Raw genomic sequence first — 16400 nt, 5'->3', positions numbered from 1 at the left:
CCTCGGGGGCGGGCCGCCGGCATAGCGAGCTCCGCCCTGGCGGCGGCGTGACCGCACGGCTCCGATGACGACCATTCGGTTCCTCGGCGCGGCCCGCATGGTCACCGGCTCTTGCTTCCTGGTAGAGGGGGAGTCCGAGCGGGTGCTGGTGGACTGCGGGCTCATCCAGGGGCCCGACGAGCAGACGGCGCGCAACGGGGCGCCCTTCGCCTTCGACCCCGCGTCGCTCGACGCGGCGATCCTGACCCACGCGCACCTCGACCACACGGGGCTCGCGCCGCGGCTCGTCGCCGAGGGCTTCCGCGGCCGTCTCCTGACGACGGCCATCACGAAGGACCTGCTGCCGGTGCTCTGGGAGGACTTCGTCCGGCTCAGGCGGCCCGCGGGCCCGCGGGGGAAGCGGGAGCGCGGCGACGGGGAGCCGTCGCTCTACACGCTCGCCGACGTGGACCGGACGCTCGCCCGCTGCGAGGGCCACCCCTACGGCCGGGAGCTCGCGCTGTCCCGCGGCTGCCGCGTGAGGTTCAGCGACGCCGGCCACATCCTCGGCTCGGCGATCGTCGAGCTGCGGCTGGACGGCCGCACGCTCGTCTTCTCCGGCGACCTCGGCCACCGGAACAAGCCGATCGTCCGCGATCCCACGCCGATCGCGCGGGCGGACGCGCTGGTCCTGGAATCCACCTACGGCGACCGCGACCACAAGAGCCTCCCCGAGACGGTCGCGGAGCTGGGCCGCGTGCTCCGCGAGACGATCGAGGCCGGCGGCACGGTGCTCATGCCCGTCTACGCGATCGGCCGCAGCCAGGACGTGCTGTACATGATCCACCGGCTCACGCTGGAGGGCGCGCTCGACCGCCCGCAGGTCTTCCTCGACAGCCCCATGGCCATCCGCGCGGCGGAGGTGTACGGCCGGCACCGGGAAGCCTTCGACGAGGAGGCCAGCGGGCTGATCCGGCATCCCCCCGCGAACCCGCGCGCCCCGCGCGTCACCTTCACCGAGTCGGCGGCGGCCTCGCGCGCGCTGGCGCGGCGGCGCGGCGCGATCATCCTCGCCGGCGGCGGCATGTGCGAGGGCGGCCGCATCCAGGAGCACCTGGCGCGGCACCTGGGCGATCCCCGCTCCTGCGTGGTGTTCACCGGCTTCCAGGTCGCCGGGACGCTGGGCCGCCGCCTGGTGGACGGCGCGACCCGCGTCTCGGTGCTGGGCCGCGTCACGGAAGTCCGGGCGCGCATCGCGACGATCAACGGCCTCTCGGCCCACGCCGACCAGAGCGGCCTGCTCGACTGGGTCGGCGGCTTCCGGGACCCGAAGCCGCGCACGTTCCTCGTCCACGGCGAGCCGGAGAAGATGGCGGCCCTGGCCCGGGCGCTGGAGCGCCGGTTCGGGCTCAAGGCCGAGATGCCCTCGTTGGGAGATGCGGCAAGGCTATGACCGGCACCCACGTGAAGCCGCTCTACATCCCGCTCCTCTCGGAGGCCGAGGCCGAGGGGGGCCACCTGGTCATGCGCGACGGGACGACGGCGCTGATCCGGCTCGCCCGGCCGGACGACCGGCCGGCGCTCCAGGCCTTCGTGGACCGCCTCTCGCCGGAGTCCCGCCGGCTGCGGTTCTTCTCCGAGTCCGCGCCGCCGCCGGCGCTGCTCGCCGCGCTCTGCCGGAACGACGACCCGCGCCGGCTGCAGACCCTCCTCGTCTTCCGCCTGCGCGAGGGCGCGCCGGTCGTGATCGCGGTCGGCTCCTACACGGCGCGCGGGCCGACGACGGCCGAGGTGGCGATGGCCGTGGACGACGACTTCCACGGCAAGGGATTGGGCACGCTGCTCCTGGAGCGGCTCGCAGTGCTCGCCGCGCGGCACGGGTTCGAGCGGCTCTGGGCGGTCACGCACGCGGAGAACCTGGCCATGCGCGAGGTGTTCCGCGAGTCCGGCTTCCAGCTCCGGGAGCGGGTGGAGGGCGCGGAGATGGAGATCGAGCTGACGGCCGTCCCCAACGAGACGACCGTGGCCCGCTCGGAGCTGCGGGACCGCGTGGCGACGACCGCCTCGCTGCGCCCCTTCTTCAAGCCGCGGGCGGTGGCGGTGGTCGGCGCCTCGCGCGAGCCCGCGAGCATCGGCGGCCGACTCCTCCGCGCGCTGCTGGCCGAGCCCTTCCGGGGCCCGATCTACCCCGTGAACCCGAAGGCGGCCGAGCTCCAGGGCCTGCGCGCCTACCGCTCGGTCCGCGAGATCCCCGAGCCGGTGGACCTGGCCGTCATCGCGGTCCCGCGCGAGGCGGTGGCGGCCGTGGTCGACGACTGCGCCGCGCGCGGCGTGAAGGCGCTCGTCGTCATCACCGCCGGCTTCGCCGAGGTCGGACCGGAGGGCCGCGCGCTCCAGGACCGGCTGGTGGAACTGGTGCGCGGCGCGGGGATGCGCCTGATCGGCCCCAACTGCATGGGCATCCTCAACACCGACCCGGCCGTGACGCTCAACGCGACCTTCTCCCCCGTCTTTCCGCCGGCCGGCCGCGTCGCCATGCTCACGCAGAGCGGCGCGCTGGGGCTGGCGATCCTCGCGGCGGCGCGCCGCCTGCGCCTCGGGCTCTCGACCTTCGTCAGCATCGGCAACAAGGCCGACGTCTCCGGCAACGACCTGCTGCAGTACTGGGAGGAGGACCCGGGCACGGCGGTGATCCTGCTCTACCTGGAGTCCTTCGGGAACCCGCGGCGGTTCGCCCGGATCGCGCGCCGCGTGAGCCGCCGCAAGCCGATCGTCGCCGTGAAGGGCGGCCGCTCGACGGCCGGCAACCGCGCGGCCGGCTCGCACACGGCCGCGCTCGCCGCGAGCGACGTCGCGGTGGACGCGCTGTTTCACCAGACGGGCATCATTCGCGCCGACACGCTGGAGGACCTCTTCGCGCTCGCGACCGCGCTGGAGAGCCAGCCCCTGCCATCCGGGCGGCGCGTGGCCGTGGTCACCAACGCGGGCGGCCCGGCCATCCTCTGCGCCGACATGTGCGAGGCGGGCGGGCTGACCCTGCCGCGGCTCTCCGACGCGACGCGGGCGACGCTGGCCTCGTTCCTCCCGCCGACGGCGGGCCTCACCAACCCGGTGGATCTCATCGCCTCGGCGGGGCCGGACGACTACCGCCGCGCGGTCGAACTGCTGCTCGCCTCCGGCGAGGTGGACGCGCTGATCGTCATCTACATCCCGCTGGACTGGAGCAACCTGGAGGCCGTGGCCGGGGCGATCGGCGAAGGGGTCGCGAGGGGACGGGCGGCGCGGCCGGCCGGGGCGGCCACGACGCCGGTGCTGCTCTGCTGGATGGGCGAGGAGGGGACCGAAGCGCCCGCGTCCTTGGCCGAGGCGCGCCTGCCCTGCTACGCCTATCCCGAGACGCCGGCGCGGGTGCTGGCCCACCTGGCCGCCTACGCGGAGCGCCGCGCGCAGCCGCCGGGCATGATCCCGGACTTCGACGACGCGGACTGGCCGGCCGCGCGCGAGGCCTGCCGGAGGGCGCTGGCCGAGCGCGGCGCGGGGTGGCTCTCGGCGGAGGAGACGCGGGCGGTGCTCGGAGCCGCGCGGGCGCCGCTCCCGCCGGGCGGCGTCGCGCGGACGGCGGACGAGGCGGCGGCGCTGGCCTGCCGCATCGGCTTCCCCGTCGCGCTCAAGCTGGCCTCGCGGCAGCTCGTCCACAAGACGGAGCTCGGCGGCGTGCGGCTCAACCTCGCCGACGAGGCGGCGGTCCGCCGCGCCTTCGAGGAGGTCCGCGAGCGGCTCGCGCGGGAGGGCCGGCTCGACGCGATGGACGGCGCGCTCGTCCAGCCGATGGTCGCGGGCGGCGTGGAGGTGATGGCGGGCGTCGTGCAGGACCCGCTGTTCGGCCCGCTGATCGCCTTCGGCCTGGGCGGCGTCCACGTGGAGATCCTGGGGGACGTGCGCTTCCGCGTCACGCCGCTCACCGACCGCGACGCGGCGGAGATGGTGCGGGGGATCAAGGGGATCAGGCTGCTGGAGGGCTATCGCGGCCATCCGCCGGCCGACCTGGACGCGCTCGAAGAGCTGCTGCTGCGCCTCTCGCGGCTCGTCGAGGAGGCGCCGGAGATCGCGGAGCTGGACCTGAACCCCGTCTTCGCCCTCCCGCCCGGCCGCGGCTGCTGCATCGCCGACGCGCGGATCAGGGTCTCGCCGCTTGGCGCCTAGCCCGCTTCAATCCGGGGCCGGCATCCAGGATCTTGCAACGTCGCTGGATTCCGGCTCGCGGCCGCCCGGCGGCCTTGGCCGGAATGACGCACGGAAGTGACAGGACGGAACCCTCGTGTGGTGCCCCGCCAATCCGCTCGTGGTGAGTCTGTCGAACCATGAACGGAACCCGTTGCAAGCGCGTGCCCTTGGACAGGCTCAGGGCGAACGGCCCTGAATCTGGGGCTAGGGCCGTGCAGCTTGCGCCGCCTAGGCGCCTGTGTTAGGTTTTCCCCCTCTCACGGCCGCCGTACGAGGTTACTGATGTCGCGCATCGCCGCCGCGGAGATCGCCGATCGGGAGGCTCGCCTGCGAGACGAGCTCGTTCGCATCCGGCAGGTCCTGGCCGGCGATCCGAGCGTGCTCCAGCTCCGGGTGTTCGGCTCCGTCGCCGCCGGCCGGGTCCACGCTTGGAGCGACCTCGATCTGGTCGTGATCATGCGCTCGACCGACTCCTTCGTGTCCCGATCGGCTCGCCTGGCCGAGCTCGTTCGCCCCCGGGTCGGCGTCCAATTCCTGGCCTACACCCCGGAAGAGGCGGCAGCCTGCCTGGACCGGCCGTTTTTCCGGGAAGAAATCATCAACAAGGGAGCGGTTATGCCCCTACATCCGCGGGAGGATGCCGCGCGGTGGCTCGGCTTTGCCTCGGAGGACCTCCGCATGGCCGAGCTCGCCCTTCAAGCGGGCCTCTTTAATCAGGTCTGCTTCCATGCGCAGCAATGCGCTGAGAAATCCCTCAAGGCCGTCTTTGCTTCGATCGGCGAGTTGACACCCCGGACCCACGCGCTCGTGGACCTGTTGGAGGGACTGCCGGACTCAGCCCGCCCCGCCTTCTCCCCTCTGTCGGAGGGACTCCGGCAACTCGACCAGTTCTACGTGCCCACCCGCTATCCCGATGCCCTGCCCGGCACGCTGCCCTCGGGGATGCCTCAGCGAAGCCACGCGGCGGCGGCCCTTGAGACGGCGAGGACTGTCCTGGCGATCGTCGAGGGACTGCCGAAGGGCTGAGCGCACCATCCGCCCGCAGCCCCGCCTCGCACCCTCGGACAGCCGGACCAGCGCGCATTCTTCATGGCGGGTCGTGACGAAATCGCGCAGTCACGCGCGAGACGGGCGCGTGGAGCAGTGTCCCGCGGGGTCGCGTCATCGCCATGCCGGCGGAAGTTTACCCCGGACCTGTTCAATCCGGGGCCGGCATGACGCGACCGAGAACCTGTGGCACACCACATGAGTCGTTGGCTGCATGGAGGATAAAGATGGGCACCCCCACCTGGGCCTTCCGCCGCCTCTTAGGCGCGCTGTTCCTGGTCGGCCTCTTGGTGCCTCCCGCATCGGGACGGGAGGCGCTCAAGGAGGCGAAGGAGTTAGGCGAGCGAGTCATGACACTCTACCAGGCCGGGAAGTACGCCGAGGCCATCCCGCTTGCACAAAGAATGCTGGCGATCCTCGAGCAGGCCCTGGGCCCCACCCATCCCGACGTGGCCACCAGCCTCAACAACCTGGCGGAACTGTATGCCTCGATGGGGCAGTATGCCAAGGCCGAGCCCCTCTACCAGCGCAGCCTGGCGATCCGGGAACGAGCCCTGGGCCCGACCCATCCCGACGTGGCCACCAGCCTCAACAACCTGGCGGCACTGTATCGCGCGACCGGCCAGTATGCCAAGGCCGAGCCCCTCTTCCAGCGCAGCCTGGCGATCCTCGAGCAGGCCCTGGGCCCCACCCATCCCGACGTGGCGGCCAGCCTCAACAACCTGGCGGCGCTGGAAGCCGCTCAGCACCGTGACAGGCAGGCCCTGGAGCACTTCAAGAAGGGGCTCCGCATCGAGGACCGCCACATCCAGGAGGTCTTCAGCTTTACGGCCGAAGATCAGCAATTGGCCTTCATCGAATCCATCAAGGGGAGCAGTCTTGCCTTCCTGTCCTTCATCCACCGGCGATTTTCCACTGACCGGCAGGCGCTGCGGGAGGGTCTGGACCTGGTGCTCCGGCGCAAGGGCCTCGTCTTCGATGCCCAGGCGAGGACGCAGCAGGTCCTACGAGGCCGGATGTCGCCCGAGACTCGGCAGGAGTTCGACCGCCTCTTGGACGCGCGCAGCCGGCTTGCGCAGTTGGTGCTCAACAGACCCCAGGCGATGACCGCCGAAGAGTATCAAGAGCGGCAGGCGGCGCTGAGGGAACAGATCGGGCAGAGCGAATCGCGCCTGGCGAAGGCGAGCGCGGCAATCGCGAAGGAGCTGAAGCGGCGGACGGTCACCGTGGAGGCCGTCGCGGCGCGGCTTCCGACACAGGGCGCCCTGGTGGAATTCGTCAAGATTCGCGACTACGAGTTCGCGACGGGCGAGTGGCGCTCCTGGCGCTACCTGGCGTTCGTGCTGCCCGCCTCCGGCGAGGTCCGGCTCGTGGACCTGGGCGACGCGGACGCGCTGGAGCGCCGGATCACGGACACGCTCAGGCAGATCACGGGAGCCCCGGAGGCGCGGGGCGCGGCCGTGACGGAGCGGGCCGCCCGGAGCACGCGGGCGCTCCAGGACCTCTACGCGCGGGTCTGGGCGCCGCTGGAGGGGGCCTTGGGGACCACCGACCGGGTGGTGCTGAGCCCGGACGGCGCGCTGAACTTCGTGCCCTTCGCGGCGCTGACCGACCGGGACGGCCGGCTCCTGATCGAGCGCTACCGGCCGGTCTATGTCACCGGCGGCCGGGACCTGATCGGCGTGGAGGATGCCGCGATGCCGCCGGAGAGCGATCTGCTCCTGGCGGCCAACCCGGCCTTCGGCGGCGCCCCGGCGGCGTCGAGCGGCGGGGACGGCGCCCTGCGCTCGCGGGACTTCGGCGGGCAATTCCAGCCGCTGCCCGGGACGGAACGCGAGGCCGCCGAGATTCCCCCCCTGGTCGCGGATCGCACGGGCCGCAAACTGGTGCTGGAAGGCGAGCGCGCCACCGAGACCGCGGTCAAGCGGACGCGCAGCCCGCGCATCCTGCATTTGGCGACGCACGGCTTCTTCCTCGCCGACGAGGCACAGGACTTCCCCGCGGACACCCGCGGCGGGTTCTTCGCGCGGGACCTCACCGTGGAGGGGCGCGCGCCCGCCCGACGGCGGGAAAACCCGCTGGTCCGCTCGGGCCTCGCCCTGGCCGGCGCGAACCATGCCGCGGAGATCACCGAGGGCGACGACGGAATTCTCACCGCCCTGGAGATCACGGGGATGGACCTCTACGGGACGGAGCTCGTGGTCCTCTCCGCCTGCAACACCGGCGTGGGCGAGGTCAAGAACGGGGAAGGGGTCTTCGGCCTGCGCCGCGCCTTCGCGCTGGCCGGCGCGCAGACGCTCCTGATGAGCCTCTGGCCGGTCGCGGACGAGGTCACCGCCGATCAGATGAAGGCGTTCTACCAGAACCTGCACAAGCTGCCGCCCGCGGACGCGTTGCGCCAGGCGCAGTTGGAGACGATCGCGGCCCTGCGCGCGCGCTACCAGGGCGAGGCCCCCGTCGAGCTGTGGGCGCCCTTCATCCTCCAGGGCGGCCGGGCCCTGGGCCGGTAAGCCGCCGGCCTCCCGGCCTCAGCCGGCCGGTTCCGCGCCACCCGCCGACGAGCCGTCCTCGGCCAGCCGATACCGGCCGAGCCCGAAGCTCGTGCCCTTGCCGGCATGGATCACCTGGCCGAGGCGGAGGAGGGGAAGAAAGGGGGCCAGATGCCCCGCATAGGTCACCGTTCCGACGAGTCCGCCCAACGTCATGGTCGTCTGCTGGCGTGAGGAGTACCGTTCCCAATCCCGCCATGCGAGCGCGTGCTCGGCCACCCGCACCCCCCGGGCCGACGCGATCCAGTCGCGAAAGGCCACGGTCCGAGGGTCGCCCCCGCAGTGGAAATAGGACAGGTGGGCCAGCCGTCTCAGCAGGCTGCGGATGAGGACATGGAAGGGGAGGTCGCCGGACAACCGCTCCTCGTACACGATCCGGAGCGGGGTCAGCAACGTCAGGCTCACCCGACTCGGCGCGCCGGGCTCGCCGTCGCGCTCGGGCGCGGAGAGCTCCAGCCGCAGGTGCTCCTCGAAGGGGTCGGCGGCACGGAACACACGGTCCTCCGCCGAGTACAGCGTCCAACGCCGTCCGTCCCGCCCGGCCTCCACCGCCCGAACCCCGCAACGGACGCGGCGCGAGCCGAGGCCGACCTGCCCGGCCTGCTCGAAGGCGGAGACGAAGTGGGGAAGGTACCGCAGGGCCTTGCCGACGAGCGTCAGCCCCACCGGGAAGGGACGGCCGGCCGGCAGCACGGTTCCGCCCGGTTCCGGCGGCTCCAGGACGAAGGGGTGCGGCGCGGCCGGATACTTCCGCATGACCCGGGTGGAGGAGGGCGGAGGGGTCTCGAAGACGTAGGGATAGATGCAGCGGTCCCTGAGCGCGCAGGGCGCACACTCAAAGGTCCTCGTCACGCAGACGACGCGCTGCAGCGCGAGGCCGAACGCGCCGCGGAACATGCCGCCCGCGTAGGGCGGCAGGCGCAACGGCTGCTCGGGCGCGAGCGTGACCGTGAACCGGCCGAACGAGAAGGGCAGGCCCGCGACCGACGGCAACGGCTCCATCAGGCGGCTCCGACCGGCTCGGCGCCCGCCCCGTCCGGCGCCGCACGGGCCTCGCGCGGCAGGTGGAGCGAGACGCCCTCCGGGACACGGTCCTCGAGCCCCAAGGCCTCGATCGCCGGACCGGAGGGCAACGGATAGATCCGCACATCGTCGCTGGCGGCCTCGATGAGGCCCGCCAGCCTCTCCTTGAGCGCCTGCAACTCCGGCCAAGACAGGGAGCAGAGAAAGACCGAATACTCCAAGTGCACGCCCTCCCCCTTCATCAGCCGCAACACGCGGGCCAGCCGCGACGGGTCGGTGATGTCATAACACACCAGGTAGGCGGAGCGCATGCCGCTAGCCCTCCCAGACCAGGCGCGCGTATTGGCTCAACAACCGCCGCGCCAACGATTCGATCCGCCGGCGCCCCGCCTCGAAGAGGGCGGCCGCCGCCGCGCCGGAGGCGCCCCCGGCGGCCGATTCCAGCCAGAGGCGATCGGCATCGGGATGCAGGACGGTCGCGCAGTCCTTCACGAAGCCCAGCGGTTGATCGCGGTGCCGCACGCCCGTATGCGCGTCCCATCCCTGGGCCGACACCTCGGCGGCCACAAGCTCCAAGACCGCCCCGCGGAAGAACCCGCGCAGCGCCGGAGCCGCGCCGCGGACCCGCGCCGCCGCACAGACGACCGCCTCGTAATCCCGCGTACGGCACCCCTCCCGCCGCCAGACGCCGGTCACCGCCGGGTCCAGCCAGGTGGCGAGCACGAGCCGGCGCCCCCGCTCCCAGGCCGCCAGCCACGCGGCGACCCGCTCGCGCCGCCGGGGATCCTCCGCCAGGCTTGCCTGCCTGGCTCGACGCTGCCGGTCCCCGTCCTCCACGCCCAAGACGACGGCCACGGCGCGCCCCTCGCGATCGAGCAGGGTCACGGGCACTCCGCGCTCGGCGAAGAGCGCCAGCATGCCGCTGTCCAGGGCGACGTTGCCCGCGACGAGCACGCGTCGGATCAGGCGGGCGGGCACGCGCTGCGGCGCCCGCCCCCGGTGCTCGACGAGCACCGACGGCCCGTCACGCATCACCCGCAGCTTCCGGCTCTCCGACAGATACAGCGTCCTCTCCATCCCCCACCCTCCGCGCCAGGGCCTCGACCTCCGCCCGCATCTGCGCACGGCGCGGCCGCATCCAGTCCTCGTAGGCCTCGTAGTAGCGGCCGCGGGCGTCCTTCTTGAGATAACAGCCCGGCCGCTCGGCCTCCGACGAGAAGTCCCGCTCCTGAAAGTCCCTCGTCCGGAACCGCTCCCACACCCACCGGTCCACCGCCGGTCTGGTCGGTTCCATGAGGTCGCAGGCCAGCGACTCCCGCCCGTAGTCGAGGTCATGGTAGAAGCCGACGAGGGGATCCAGGCCGATCAGCTCGCACTCCCGCACCCACTCCCAGTGCACCAACGTATAGGTCAGGGACAGGAGCGCGTTCACCGGGTCCCGCGGAGGCCGGCGTTCGCGCCCTTCGAACCCCAGGCTCCCAGGAAACAGCGTCGTCAGCGCCTCGAAGTAGGCGGCCGCCGCCGCGCCTTCCAGGCCGCGCAGGCTCTCGACCGACACCGCGTCGGCCACTTTGGCCGACGCGCCCGCGACGACGTCCGCGCCCTTGAGCAGCGGAGTCCGCAGGCCGGGGCGCTCGTCGGCGGCCGCCCGAAGGAACCGGTCCTGCTCGCGGAGCTTCCGGCCCACCCATTCGCGCGCCAGGGCGAGGGCCAGCGGGCCCGTCCGTGCCGCGTACTGCCGGACGCGCAGGCGGGCATGGCGGTGCAGCCGGCCCACCAGCCGCCCGCGATAGCTCTGTCGCTTGCCGGACAGGAAGACCACCGACACGCCGTCCTCGCAGCACCGGTGCAGCACGTTCGCGTGCACGGTCACGTTGCCCACCAGCACCAGCCGGTCCAGAGGAACCAGCGGCAGGGTCCCCTCGCGCACCCCGTCCACGTAGAGGGCCAGGGCCCGGCCGTCGAGCCTCAATTCCGCCTCCTTGCGGTCGATGTAGGCCGTGCCGCCCATGTCGCTACCCGAAGTAGAAGAAGGCCGGATCGGCCGGCGGGACCGCGACGCCCAGGACGTGGGGCCGGCTCCGGCCGTCCACCGTCACCACATGCACCCGATCCTCCTCCGGCACGATCAGGCGCCGCAGGGTTTCCGTCACCTCGGTCAGCTCGGCCGGGCTGAACCAGCACTCATAGACGGACTTCTGCCCGCCGGTGCTGTAGCCCTTGAGCAGCTCGCGCACGCGGTTCAACCGCTTCATCTCGCAGATGTCGTAGGCGACGAGGTACAAACGGCGCATGGCTCCCGCCTCAGCTCTCGTCCAGCTCGACGAAGGCAACCGATTCCCGCACCTCGAGCAGGGTGCAGACCAGCTCCCGCAGGCTCCTGAACGCCCCCTCCGTGCCGGGCGTCATCCCGTGCGCCAGCCAGGAATGGTTCCGGGCGGACTGCACTTTCCTGAATGCTTCCTCATGGGCCTCAAAACGCCTGCCCTCCGGCTCGCCCAGCGCCCCCAGCAGGCGGTAGGCGGCCTCCATGGGGATCTCCACGCAGCCTCGTTGCGATTCCCGGTACCGCCGGCGGAACTCGTCGCGGAGAGGGTCGGGCACCGCGCTCAACGGCACCCGATCCGTGCCGCAGCGCAATCGCCGCTGGATCGCCACCTGCGCCCCCAGCTCCAGCGCCCGGTACAGCCGCACGATCCCGTCGTCGTAGCTGCCCTCCAGGGCACGGCGCTCCGCGTTGGCCACGAAGTCCGCGATCAAAAGCGCGTCGTAGCGGGCGCCGCCACCCGTCGCCTCGTCAATCCGCTTGAGCCAGGCGACGTTGGCCTGGAGACCCGGCAACACCGAGGCGTACCGGATGCCGGGATTGGCGCGGACGGCGGTCGCCCATTTTCCGGCGCAGCGGCCCAGCGTCTCATGCGCCGCCCGGTACTCGAACCGTTCCCAACATTCATAACCCTTCGCGACCTCACCCACCATGTCGAAGGCCGAGGCATCGGGCCCGCTCAGCGAGCGCGCTCGGAGAGCGGCGACCACCTCTCGCGCGGCCTTGAATTGGAAGGTCCGAAAGAATCCCGCCAGCCGCTTGCGCTCCTCGACGGCGAACAGCACGAAGGGGTCCCCCCGCTGGACGATCGCCTCGGCTCCCGTGACCACGACGCCCTGGCCCCGCTTCGTCCTTTCCGTTCCCCCGACATAGGAAAACTTGAACCCCCGGCCGACCGTCGCGAGCACCAGCGCCGCCGTCATGGCCTTGGTGCCCCCGGTGAAATCCACGACCACATCAGCCGGGGCCCTCCCGCCGGCAAGCACCAACTCGGCGCATCGCAGCGCGCGCTCGTAGCAGAGCGTGAGGTCCTGCGGGTCCTCCACGAGGACCTTTGCATCGTCCAGGGCGATTCCCATCTCCCGCAGCCGCTCCTTGATGGGCCCGACCGATTCCACGCTGTGGGCCGAGCAAAAGAACACGACCGCGGCCGGGCTGTGCTCCCGAACGCTGGAGATGATCGGCTCGGGCGTTCCGCCGACCGAGATGATGAGCGCGCCGCCAGCCGTCATGCGTGCCTCCCCTTTCGGATCATGAGCAGGGTCGTACCGGGCGAATCCAGCACGGCTTGAGCCCGTAATAGCGCAGCTCCGGGAGCGACTCAAGTGGAGAAACGTTGCCGCAACGTTGTCGCAGGAACCGACGGGGAAGGACAGGGGTGGGCGGAGAAGAGAATCCGGCGCGATTCAGCGGCTGGGGCTCGAGGTGACGGCCTTCAAACCGGCCCCCGTTACGGACGGCGAGCCTCCGAGCGCCGCAAGAAGCCGACGGCAGACTTTTGAGACGTGCTGTTAACCCCGCCTGATTCCTGAACGCTTCTCCTGGCATCGCGGATTCGCGGCTGCGACAAGCCGGCCTGCGGCCTTCGGCGCATGCCGGCGGGCGGGCTCGCCGCTCGGGCGGTCAACGTGCGGCGCGTTGCACGCCTCCTGCTTCGCGGCTCCGCGCGCCCGTCGCGCGCGCGACGGCGCGATTTCGTCACGAACCGCCATGACTAATGCGGGTTAAGTGGCGACGATTTGTTGGAGTCCACCTGCTTCACGTACCGTGCTTTCCAGGCGGAGCATCCCTGCGCATCCAGCCCATACCGCCGCTCTCCCCTTGGAGAGCTTCCCGGTTGGGGAAGTTTCGCTCATTCTGCTCCCTTGTGCTCACAGCATCACGGACCAACGGTCCAATGTGCAGCGCCAACTCCGTGCATGGGTGCATCCTGCCGCCCTTCGCGGCCGCAGTCCTACCGCACGGCAACAGACCAGCCCAACGGGCCTGCGCTTTCCCGGCCCGAGTGCCGCGGTCGGCGGCGCTCACTTCCAACGCCATGTGCGACCGCTGCCGCCACGATGAGGAGTCTTAATCCTGATCCGAAAATATTTGATAACGCATCCACGGACTCCGGCGGGTCCTGTTGCGGCGATCACCCCCGTCGTCCTCGCTTCACCCCTCCCCCCGTGGGGGGGCCGTTCGGGAGTTGTCGCGGCAAGGGCCTGTGATGAACGTGCTCGTTGACGGCCGTGTGGCTCTTCGCCCCGTCCGCTGCGGGCGCCGGGGGGCCCGCTCGCCACGCCACCCGCTGGAGCCCAGCTCGAAGACCGCACCGTTATTTTCGGACCAGGGTTAATCCCTTCTGGTTCAGGTCGAGGTTCCATCTCTCTGTATTCTCAACTTGGTCCATGCGTTAGGGTCTTAATCCCTTCTGGTTCAGGTCGAGGTTCCATCGACCAGCAAGGTGGTCGGTGCGCCCTCGGTGTGCTGGTCTTAATCCCTTCTGGTTCAGGTCGAGGTTCCATCTGGCTTCTTGAAAAAGAGCTGTCTATCCGATGCAGGTCTTAATCCCTTCTGGTTCAGGTCGAGGTTCCATCTGTGCAGGAGGGGAGAACAGATGAACCCCATCATGAAGGTCTTAATCCCTTCTGGTTCAGGTCGAGGTTCCATCAGCGCCGAATGCGTGCGATTGCAGGCATGCGCGGCGGTCTTAATCCCTTCTGGTTCAGGTCGAGGTTCCATCGGGACACCGGCTATCACGGTGACGACCCGTCCAGTGTCTTAATCCCTTCTGGTTCAGGTCGAGGTTCCATCATGTAACCCTCACTACAAGGACCACACAATGGGTCTTAATCCCTTCTGGTTCAGGTCGAGGTTCCATCGTAGAGTACCGTGAGCTCCTCGCCAAGGGACACCTGTCTTAATCCCTTCTGGTTCAGGTCGAGGTTCCATCGGGGGCGCGATGGCGAAGGATGGGCTGCTCTACGAGGTCTTAATCCCTTCTGGTTCAGGTCGAGGTTCCATCTATAGATATGGATAACATCTTGATCACTGGGGGAGGTCTTAATCCCTTCTGGTTCAGGTCGAGGTTCCATCGGAGCGAAGGAGGATATAGATATGGATAACATCTTGATGTCTTAATCCCTTCTGGTTCAGGTCGAGGTTCCATCGCTCAACAAAGTGTCCGTGACTCTGCTTGGCGCGGGCCAGGTCTTAATCCCTTCTGGTTCAGGTCGAGGTTCCATCGCTTGCCGGGGTCGGGCTATGGGCCATTCTCAAAATGTCTTAATCCCTTCTGGTTCAGGTCGAGGTTCCATCCGTGAAGCCCGGAGGTTAGACCTCCAGGCCGCAGTCTTAATCCCTTCTGGTTCAGGTCGAGGTTCCATCCAGTAATCGGCTCACGGCATGTTCCTCAGCATGGTCTTAATCCCTTCTGGTTCAGGTCGAGGTTCCATCCTCTGCTTGGCGCGGGCCAGGCGGAGCCCACCTTGTCTTAATCCCTTCTGGTTCAGGTCGAGGTTCCATCCATGGACATGACCCGGGCCTATGCGCCCTGGCTTCTGTCTTAATCCCTTCTGGTTCAGGTCGAGGTTCCATCTACGGCGCAGTCGCGGCGGATGCGTGGCGCACTGGGGCGTCTTAATCCCTTCTGGTTCAGGTCGAGGTTCCATCCAAGGATTGGCAGAACATGACCGCAGATGAGCGAGTGTCTTAATCCCTTCTGGTTCAGGTCGAGGTTCCATCAATTTTGAATGACTACAACGTCTGGGGCCCGTATTTAGTCTTAATCCCTTCTGGTTCAGGTCGAGGTTCCATCCGTGGCGTCTCACTGGACGTCACGGTCGGGGCTCACGTCTTAATCCCTTCTGGTTCAGGTCGAGGTTCCATCCGGGCAGAAAAGTGCATATGTAATGCTGCGGGAAGTCTTAATCCCTTCTGGTTCAGGTCGAGGTTCCATCCAGGAATGATGGATAACATCCTGATCACCGGCGGAGGTCTTAATCCCTTCTGGTTCAGGTCGAGGTTCCATCCCGCAAAGGGGACGGGCCCTTCGAGACTAGGACCGTCTTAATCCCTTCTGGTTCAGGTCGAGGTTCCATCGGAACTGGTCCTCGACCAGTTCCTCGATATCCCACCGTCTTAATCCCTTCTGGTTCAGGTCGAGGTTCCATCCAAAGAAGTGGAGGCCAAGGCTGCATTCCGCCAGGGTCTTAATCCCTTCTGGTTCAGGTCGAGGTTCCATCCGCGCCAGGTAGATGCCGCAGGAACAGGAAGAATCCTGTCTTAATCCCTTCTGGTTCAGGTCGAGGTTCCATCGTCATGGATAACATTGTAATTGTCAGCGGAGCCTGGGTCTTAATCCCTTCTGGTTCAGGTCGAGGTTCCATCAATGGACTTAACCCGGGCCTATGCGCCCGGGCTTTTGTCTTAATCCCTTCTGGTTCAGGTCGAGGTTCCATCGACCGGATGCACCACGACGGTGCGCTGGTCGGCTTTTGTCTTAATCCCTTCTGGTTCAGGTCGAGGTTCCATCATGGGCCATTTGGAGAATGGCCCTGGCCCTGAGCCGTCTTAATCCCTTCTGGTTCAGGTCGAGGTTCCATCGACCAAGGACTGGCAAAATATGACCGCTGAGGAGAGTCTTAATCCCTTCTGGTTCAGGTCGAGGTTCCATCCCGGTTCCTAGACCGCCCTCCGTTGAAGGCCTTAAAGTCTTAATCCCTTCTGGTTCAGGTCGAGGTTCCATCGACGGTCCCTTCCAGGTATGGACAACCTGGAAGGTCTTAATCCCTTCTGGTTCAGGTCGAGGTTCCATCCGAGCTCCTCGCCAAGGGACACCTACCTTGGCAGTCTTAATCCCTTCTGGTTCAGGTCGAGGTTCCATCAGGAAATAGAGGAAATAACCGGACGGGGATAGCCATGTCTTAATCCCTTCTGGTTCAGGTCGAGGTTCCATCCGTCACCAACGGTTCCTGGATTTCTCCAGGAACCGTCGTCTTAATCCCTTCTGGTTCAGGTCGAGGTTCCATCCTATGGGCCATTTGGAGAATGGCCCTGGCCCTGAGCGGTCTTAATCCCTTCTGGTTCAGGTCGAGGTTCCATCGGGGGCAATCGAGCTTAAGTTCGATCAGATTGCCGACTGGGTCTTAATCCCTTCTGGTTCAGGTCGAGGTTCCATCGAAGAGGGTTGTCTTAGTATTAGGAGGTATGCAATGTCTTAATCCCTTCTGGTTCAGGTCGAGGTTCCATCACAATGCGACTCCGGAAAC

10 protein-coding genes and 1 CRISPR repeat array are annotated in these 16400 nt (G+C 68.5%); of the genes, 4 read left to right on the top strand and 6 right to left on the bottom strand.

The window, feature by feature from the left end; translation table 11 throughout:
- The first annotated feature begins 64 nt into the window (after nt 1-64).
- The 4 genes from AC1U7O_RS00685 to AC1U7O_RS00670 all read left to right on the top strand — a co-directional run bounded on the left by AC1U7O_RS00685 (nt 65) and on the right by AC1U7O_RS00670 (nt 7760).
- A complete protein-coding gene (locus AC1U7O_RS00685) occupies nt 65-1432 on the top strand; it encodes an MBL fold metallo-hydrolase RNA specificity domain-containing protein (protein WP_479892613.1) in 1368 nt (455 codons plus the stop codon).
- Entirely contained in the window at nt 1429-4182 is a 2754-nt protein-coding gene (locus tag AC1U7O_RS00680) for a bifunctional acetate--CoA ligase family protein/GNAT family N-acetyltransferase (protein ID WP_479892612.1), read from the top strand. The genes AC1U7O_RS00685 and AC1U7O_RS00680 overlap by 4 nt, the downstream gene beginning before the upstream one ends.
- Nucleotides 4183-4485: 303 nt before the next feature.
- Nucleotides 4486-5229 carry a HEPN domain-containing protein gene (locus AC1U7O_RS00675; protein WP_479892611.1) on the top strand — a complete coding sequence of 248 codons (744 nt, stop codon included), beginning with the start codon at nt 4486-4488 and terminating at the stop codon, nt 5227-5229.
- Nucleotides 5230-5477: 248 nt separating this feature from the next.
- Nucleotides 5478-7760, top strand: a complete 2283-nt coding sequence (locus tag AC1U7O_RS00670; RefSeq protein ID WP_479892610.1) for a CHAT domain-containing protein — start codon at nt 5478-5480, stop codon at nt 7758-7760.
- An 18-nt stretch (nt 7761-7778) separates the two neighbouring features.
- On the opposite strand, the gene cas6 is transcribed toward AC1U7O_RS00670, so the two are convergent.
- The 6 genes from cas6 to AC1U7O_RS00640 are packed head-to-tail and all read right to left on the bottom strand — an operon-like array spanning nt 7779 to nt 12380.
- Entirely contained in the window at nt 7779-8801 is a 1023-nt protein-coding gene (gene cas6 / locus AC1U7O_RS00665) for a CRISPR system precrRNA processing endoribonuclease RAMP protein Cas6 (protein ID WP_479892609.1), read from the bottom strand.
- Entirely contained in the window at nt 8801-9133 is a 333-nt protein-coding gene (cas2, locus tag AC1U7O_RS00660) for a CRISPR-associated endonuclease Cas2 (protein WP_479892608.1), read from the bottom strand. Before cas2 (AC1U7O_RS00660) ends, cas6 begins: the two co-directional genes overlap by 1 nt.
- Before the next feature lie 4 nt (nt 9134-9137).
- Nucleotides 9138-9899 carry a CRISPR-associated endonuclease Cas1 gene (locus AC1U7O_RS00655; protein ID WP_479892607.1) on the bottom strand — a complete coding sequence of 254 codons (762 nt, stop codon included), beginning with the start codon at nt 9897-9899 and terminating at the stop codon, nt 9138-9140.
- Nucleotides 9847-10833: a CRISPR-associated endonuclease Cas1 gene (gene cas1, locus AC1U7O_RS00650; RefSeq protein ID WP_479892605.1), complete on the bottom strand. Its 987-nt coding sequence runs from the start codon at nt 10831-10833 to the stop codon at nt 9847-9849. Before cas1 ends, AC1U7O_RS00655 begins: the two co-directional genes overlap by 53 nt.
- A 4-nt stretch (nt 10834-10837) precedes the next feature.
- Entirely contained in the window at nt 10838-11116 is a 279-nt protein-coding gene (gene cas2 / locus AC1U7O_RS00645) for a CRISPR-associated endonuclease Cas2 (RefSeq protein ID WP_479892604.1), read from the bottom strand.
- 10 nt (nt 11117-11126) lie between these two features.
- Complete coding sequence (locus tag AC1U7O_RS00640) at nt 11127-12380, bottom strand: TIGR02710 family CRISPR-associated CARF protein (RefSeq protein ID WP_479892603.1); 1254 nt, start codon at nt 12378-12380, stop codon at nt 11127-11129.
- Nucleotides 12381-13479: 1099 nt separating this feature from the next.
- Nucleotides 13480-16381: direct repeats of the CRISPR family, unit length 36 nt; unit sequence GTCTTAATCCCTTCTGGTTCAGGTCGAGGTTCCATC.
- Nucleotides 16382-16400: the final 19 nt, after the last annotated feature.

Source organism: Candidatus Nitrospira neuquenensis, from assembly GCF_979578155.1.
This window is presented reverse-complemented; position numbering and strand designations above follow the sequence as displayed.

What these genes read in the sequence shown, in the direction of transcription:
- cas6 (WP_479892609.1), bottom strand. Translation starts at nt 8,801, where the DNA reads ATGGAGCCGTTGCCGTCGGTCGCGGGCCTGCCCTTCTCGTTCGGCCGG.
- AC1U7O_RS00680 (WP_479892612.1), top strand. Translation starts at nt 1,429, where the DNA reads ATGACCGGCACCCACGTGAAGCCGCTCTACATCCCGCTCCTCTCGGAG.
- AC1U7O_RS00640 (WP_479892603.1), bottom strand. Translation starts at nt 12,380, where the DNA reads ATGACGGCTGGCGGCGCGCTCATCATCTCGGTCGGCGGAACGCCCGAG.
- AC1U7O_RS00675 (WP_479892611.1), top strand. Translation starts at nt 4,486, where the DNA reads ATGTCGCGCATCGCCGCCGCGGAGATCGCCGATCGGGAGGCTCGCCTG.
- AC1U7O_RS00670 (WP_479892610.1), top strand. Translation starts at nt 5,478, where the DNA reads ATGGGCACCCCCACCTGGGCCTTCCGCCGCCTCTTAGGCGCGCTGTTC.
- cas2 (WP_479892604.1), bottom strand. Translation starts at nt 11,116, where the DNA reads ATGCGCCGTTTGTACCTCGTCGCCTACGACATCTGCGAGATGAAGCGG.
- AC1U7O_RS00685 (WP_479892613.1), top strand. Translation starts at nt 65, where the DNA reads ATGACGACCATTCGGTTCCTCGGCGCGGCCCGCATGGTCACCGGCTCT.
- cas1 (WP_479892605.1), bottom strand. Translation starts at nt 10,833, where the DNA reads ATGGGCGGCACGGCCTACATCGACCGCAAGGAGGCGGAATTGAGGCTC.
- AC1U7O_RS00655 (WP_479892607.1), bottom strand. Translation starts at nt 9,899, where the DNA reads ATGGAGAGGACGCTGTATCTGTCGGAGAGCCGGAAGCTGCGGGTGATG.
- cas2 (WP_479892608.1), bottom strand. Translation starts at nt 9,133, where the DNA reads ATGCGCTCCGCCTACCTGGTGTGTTATGACATCACCGACCCGTCGCGG.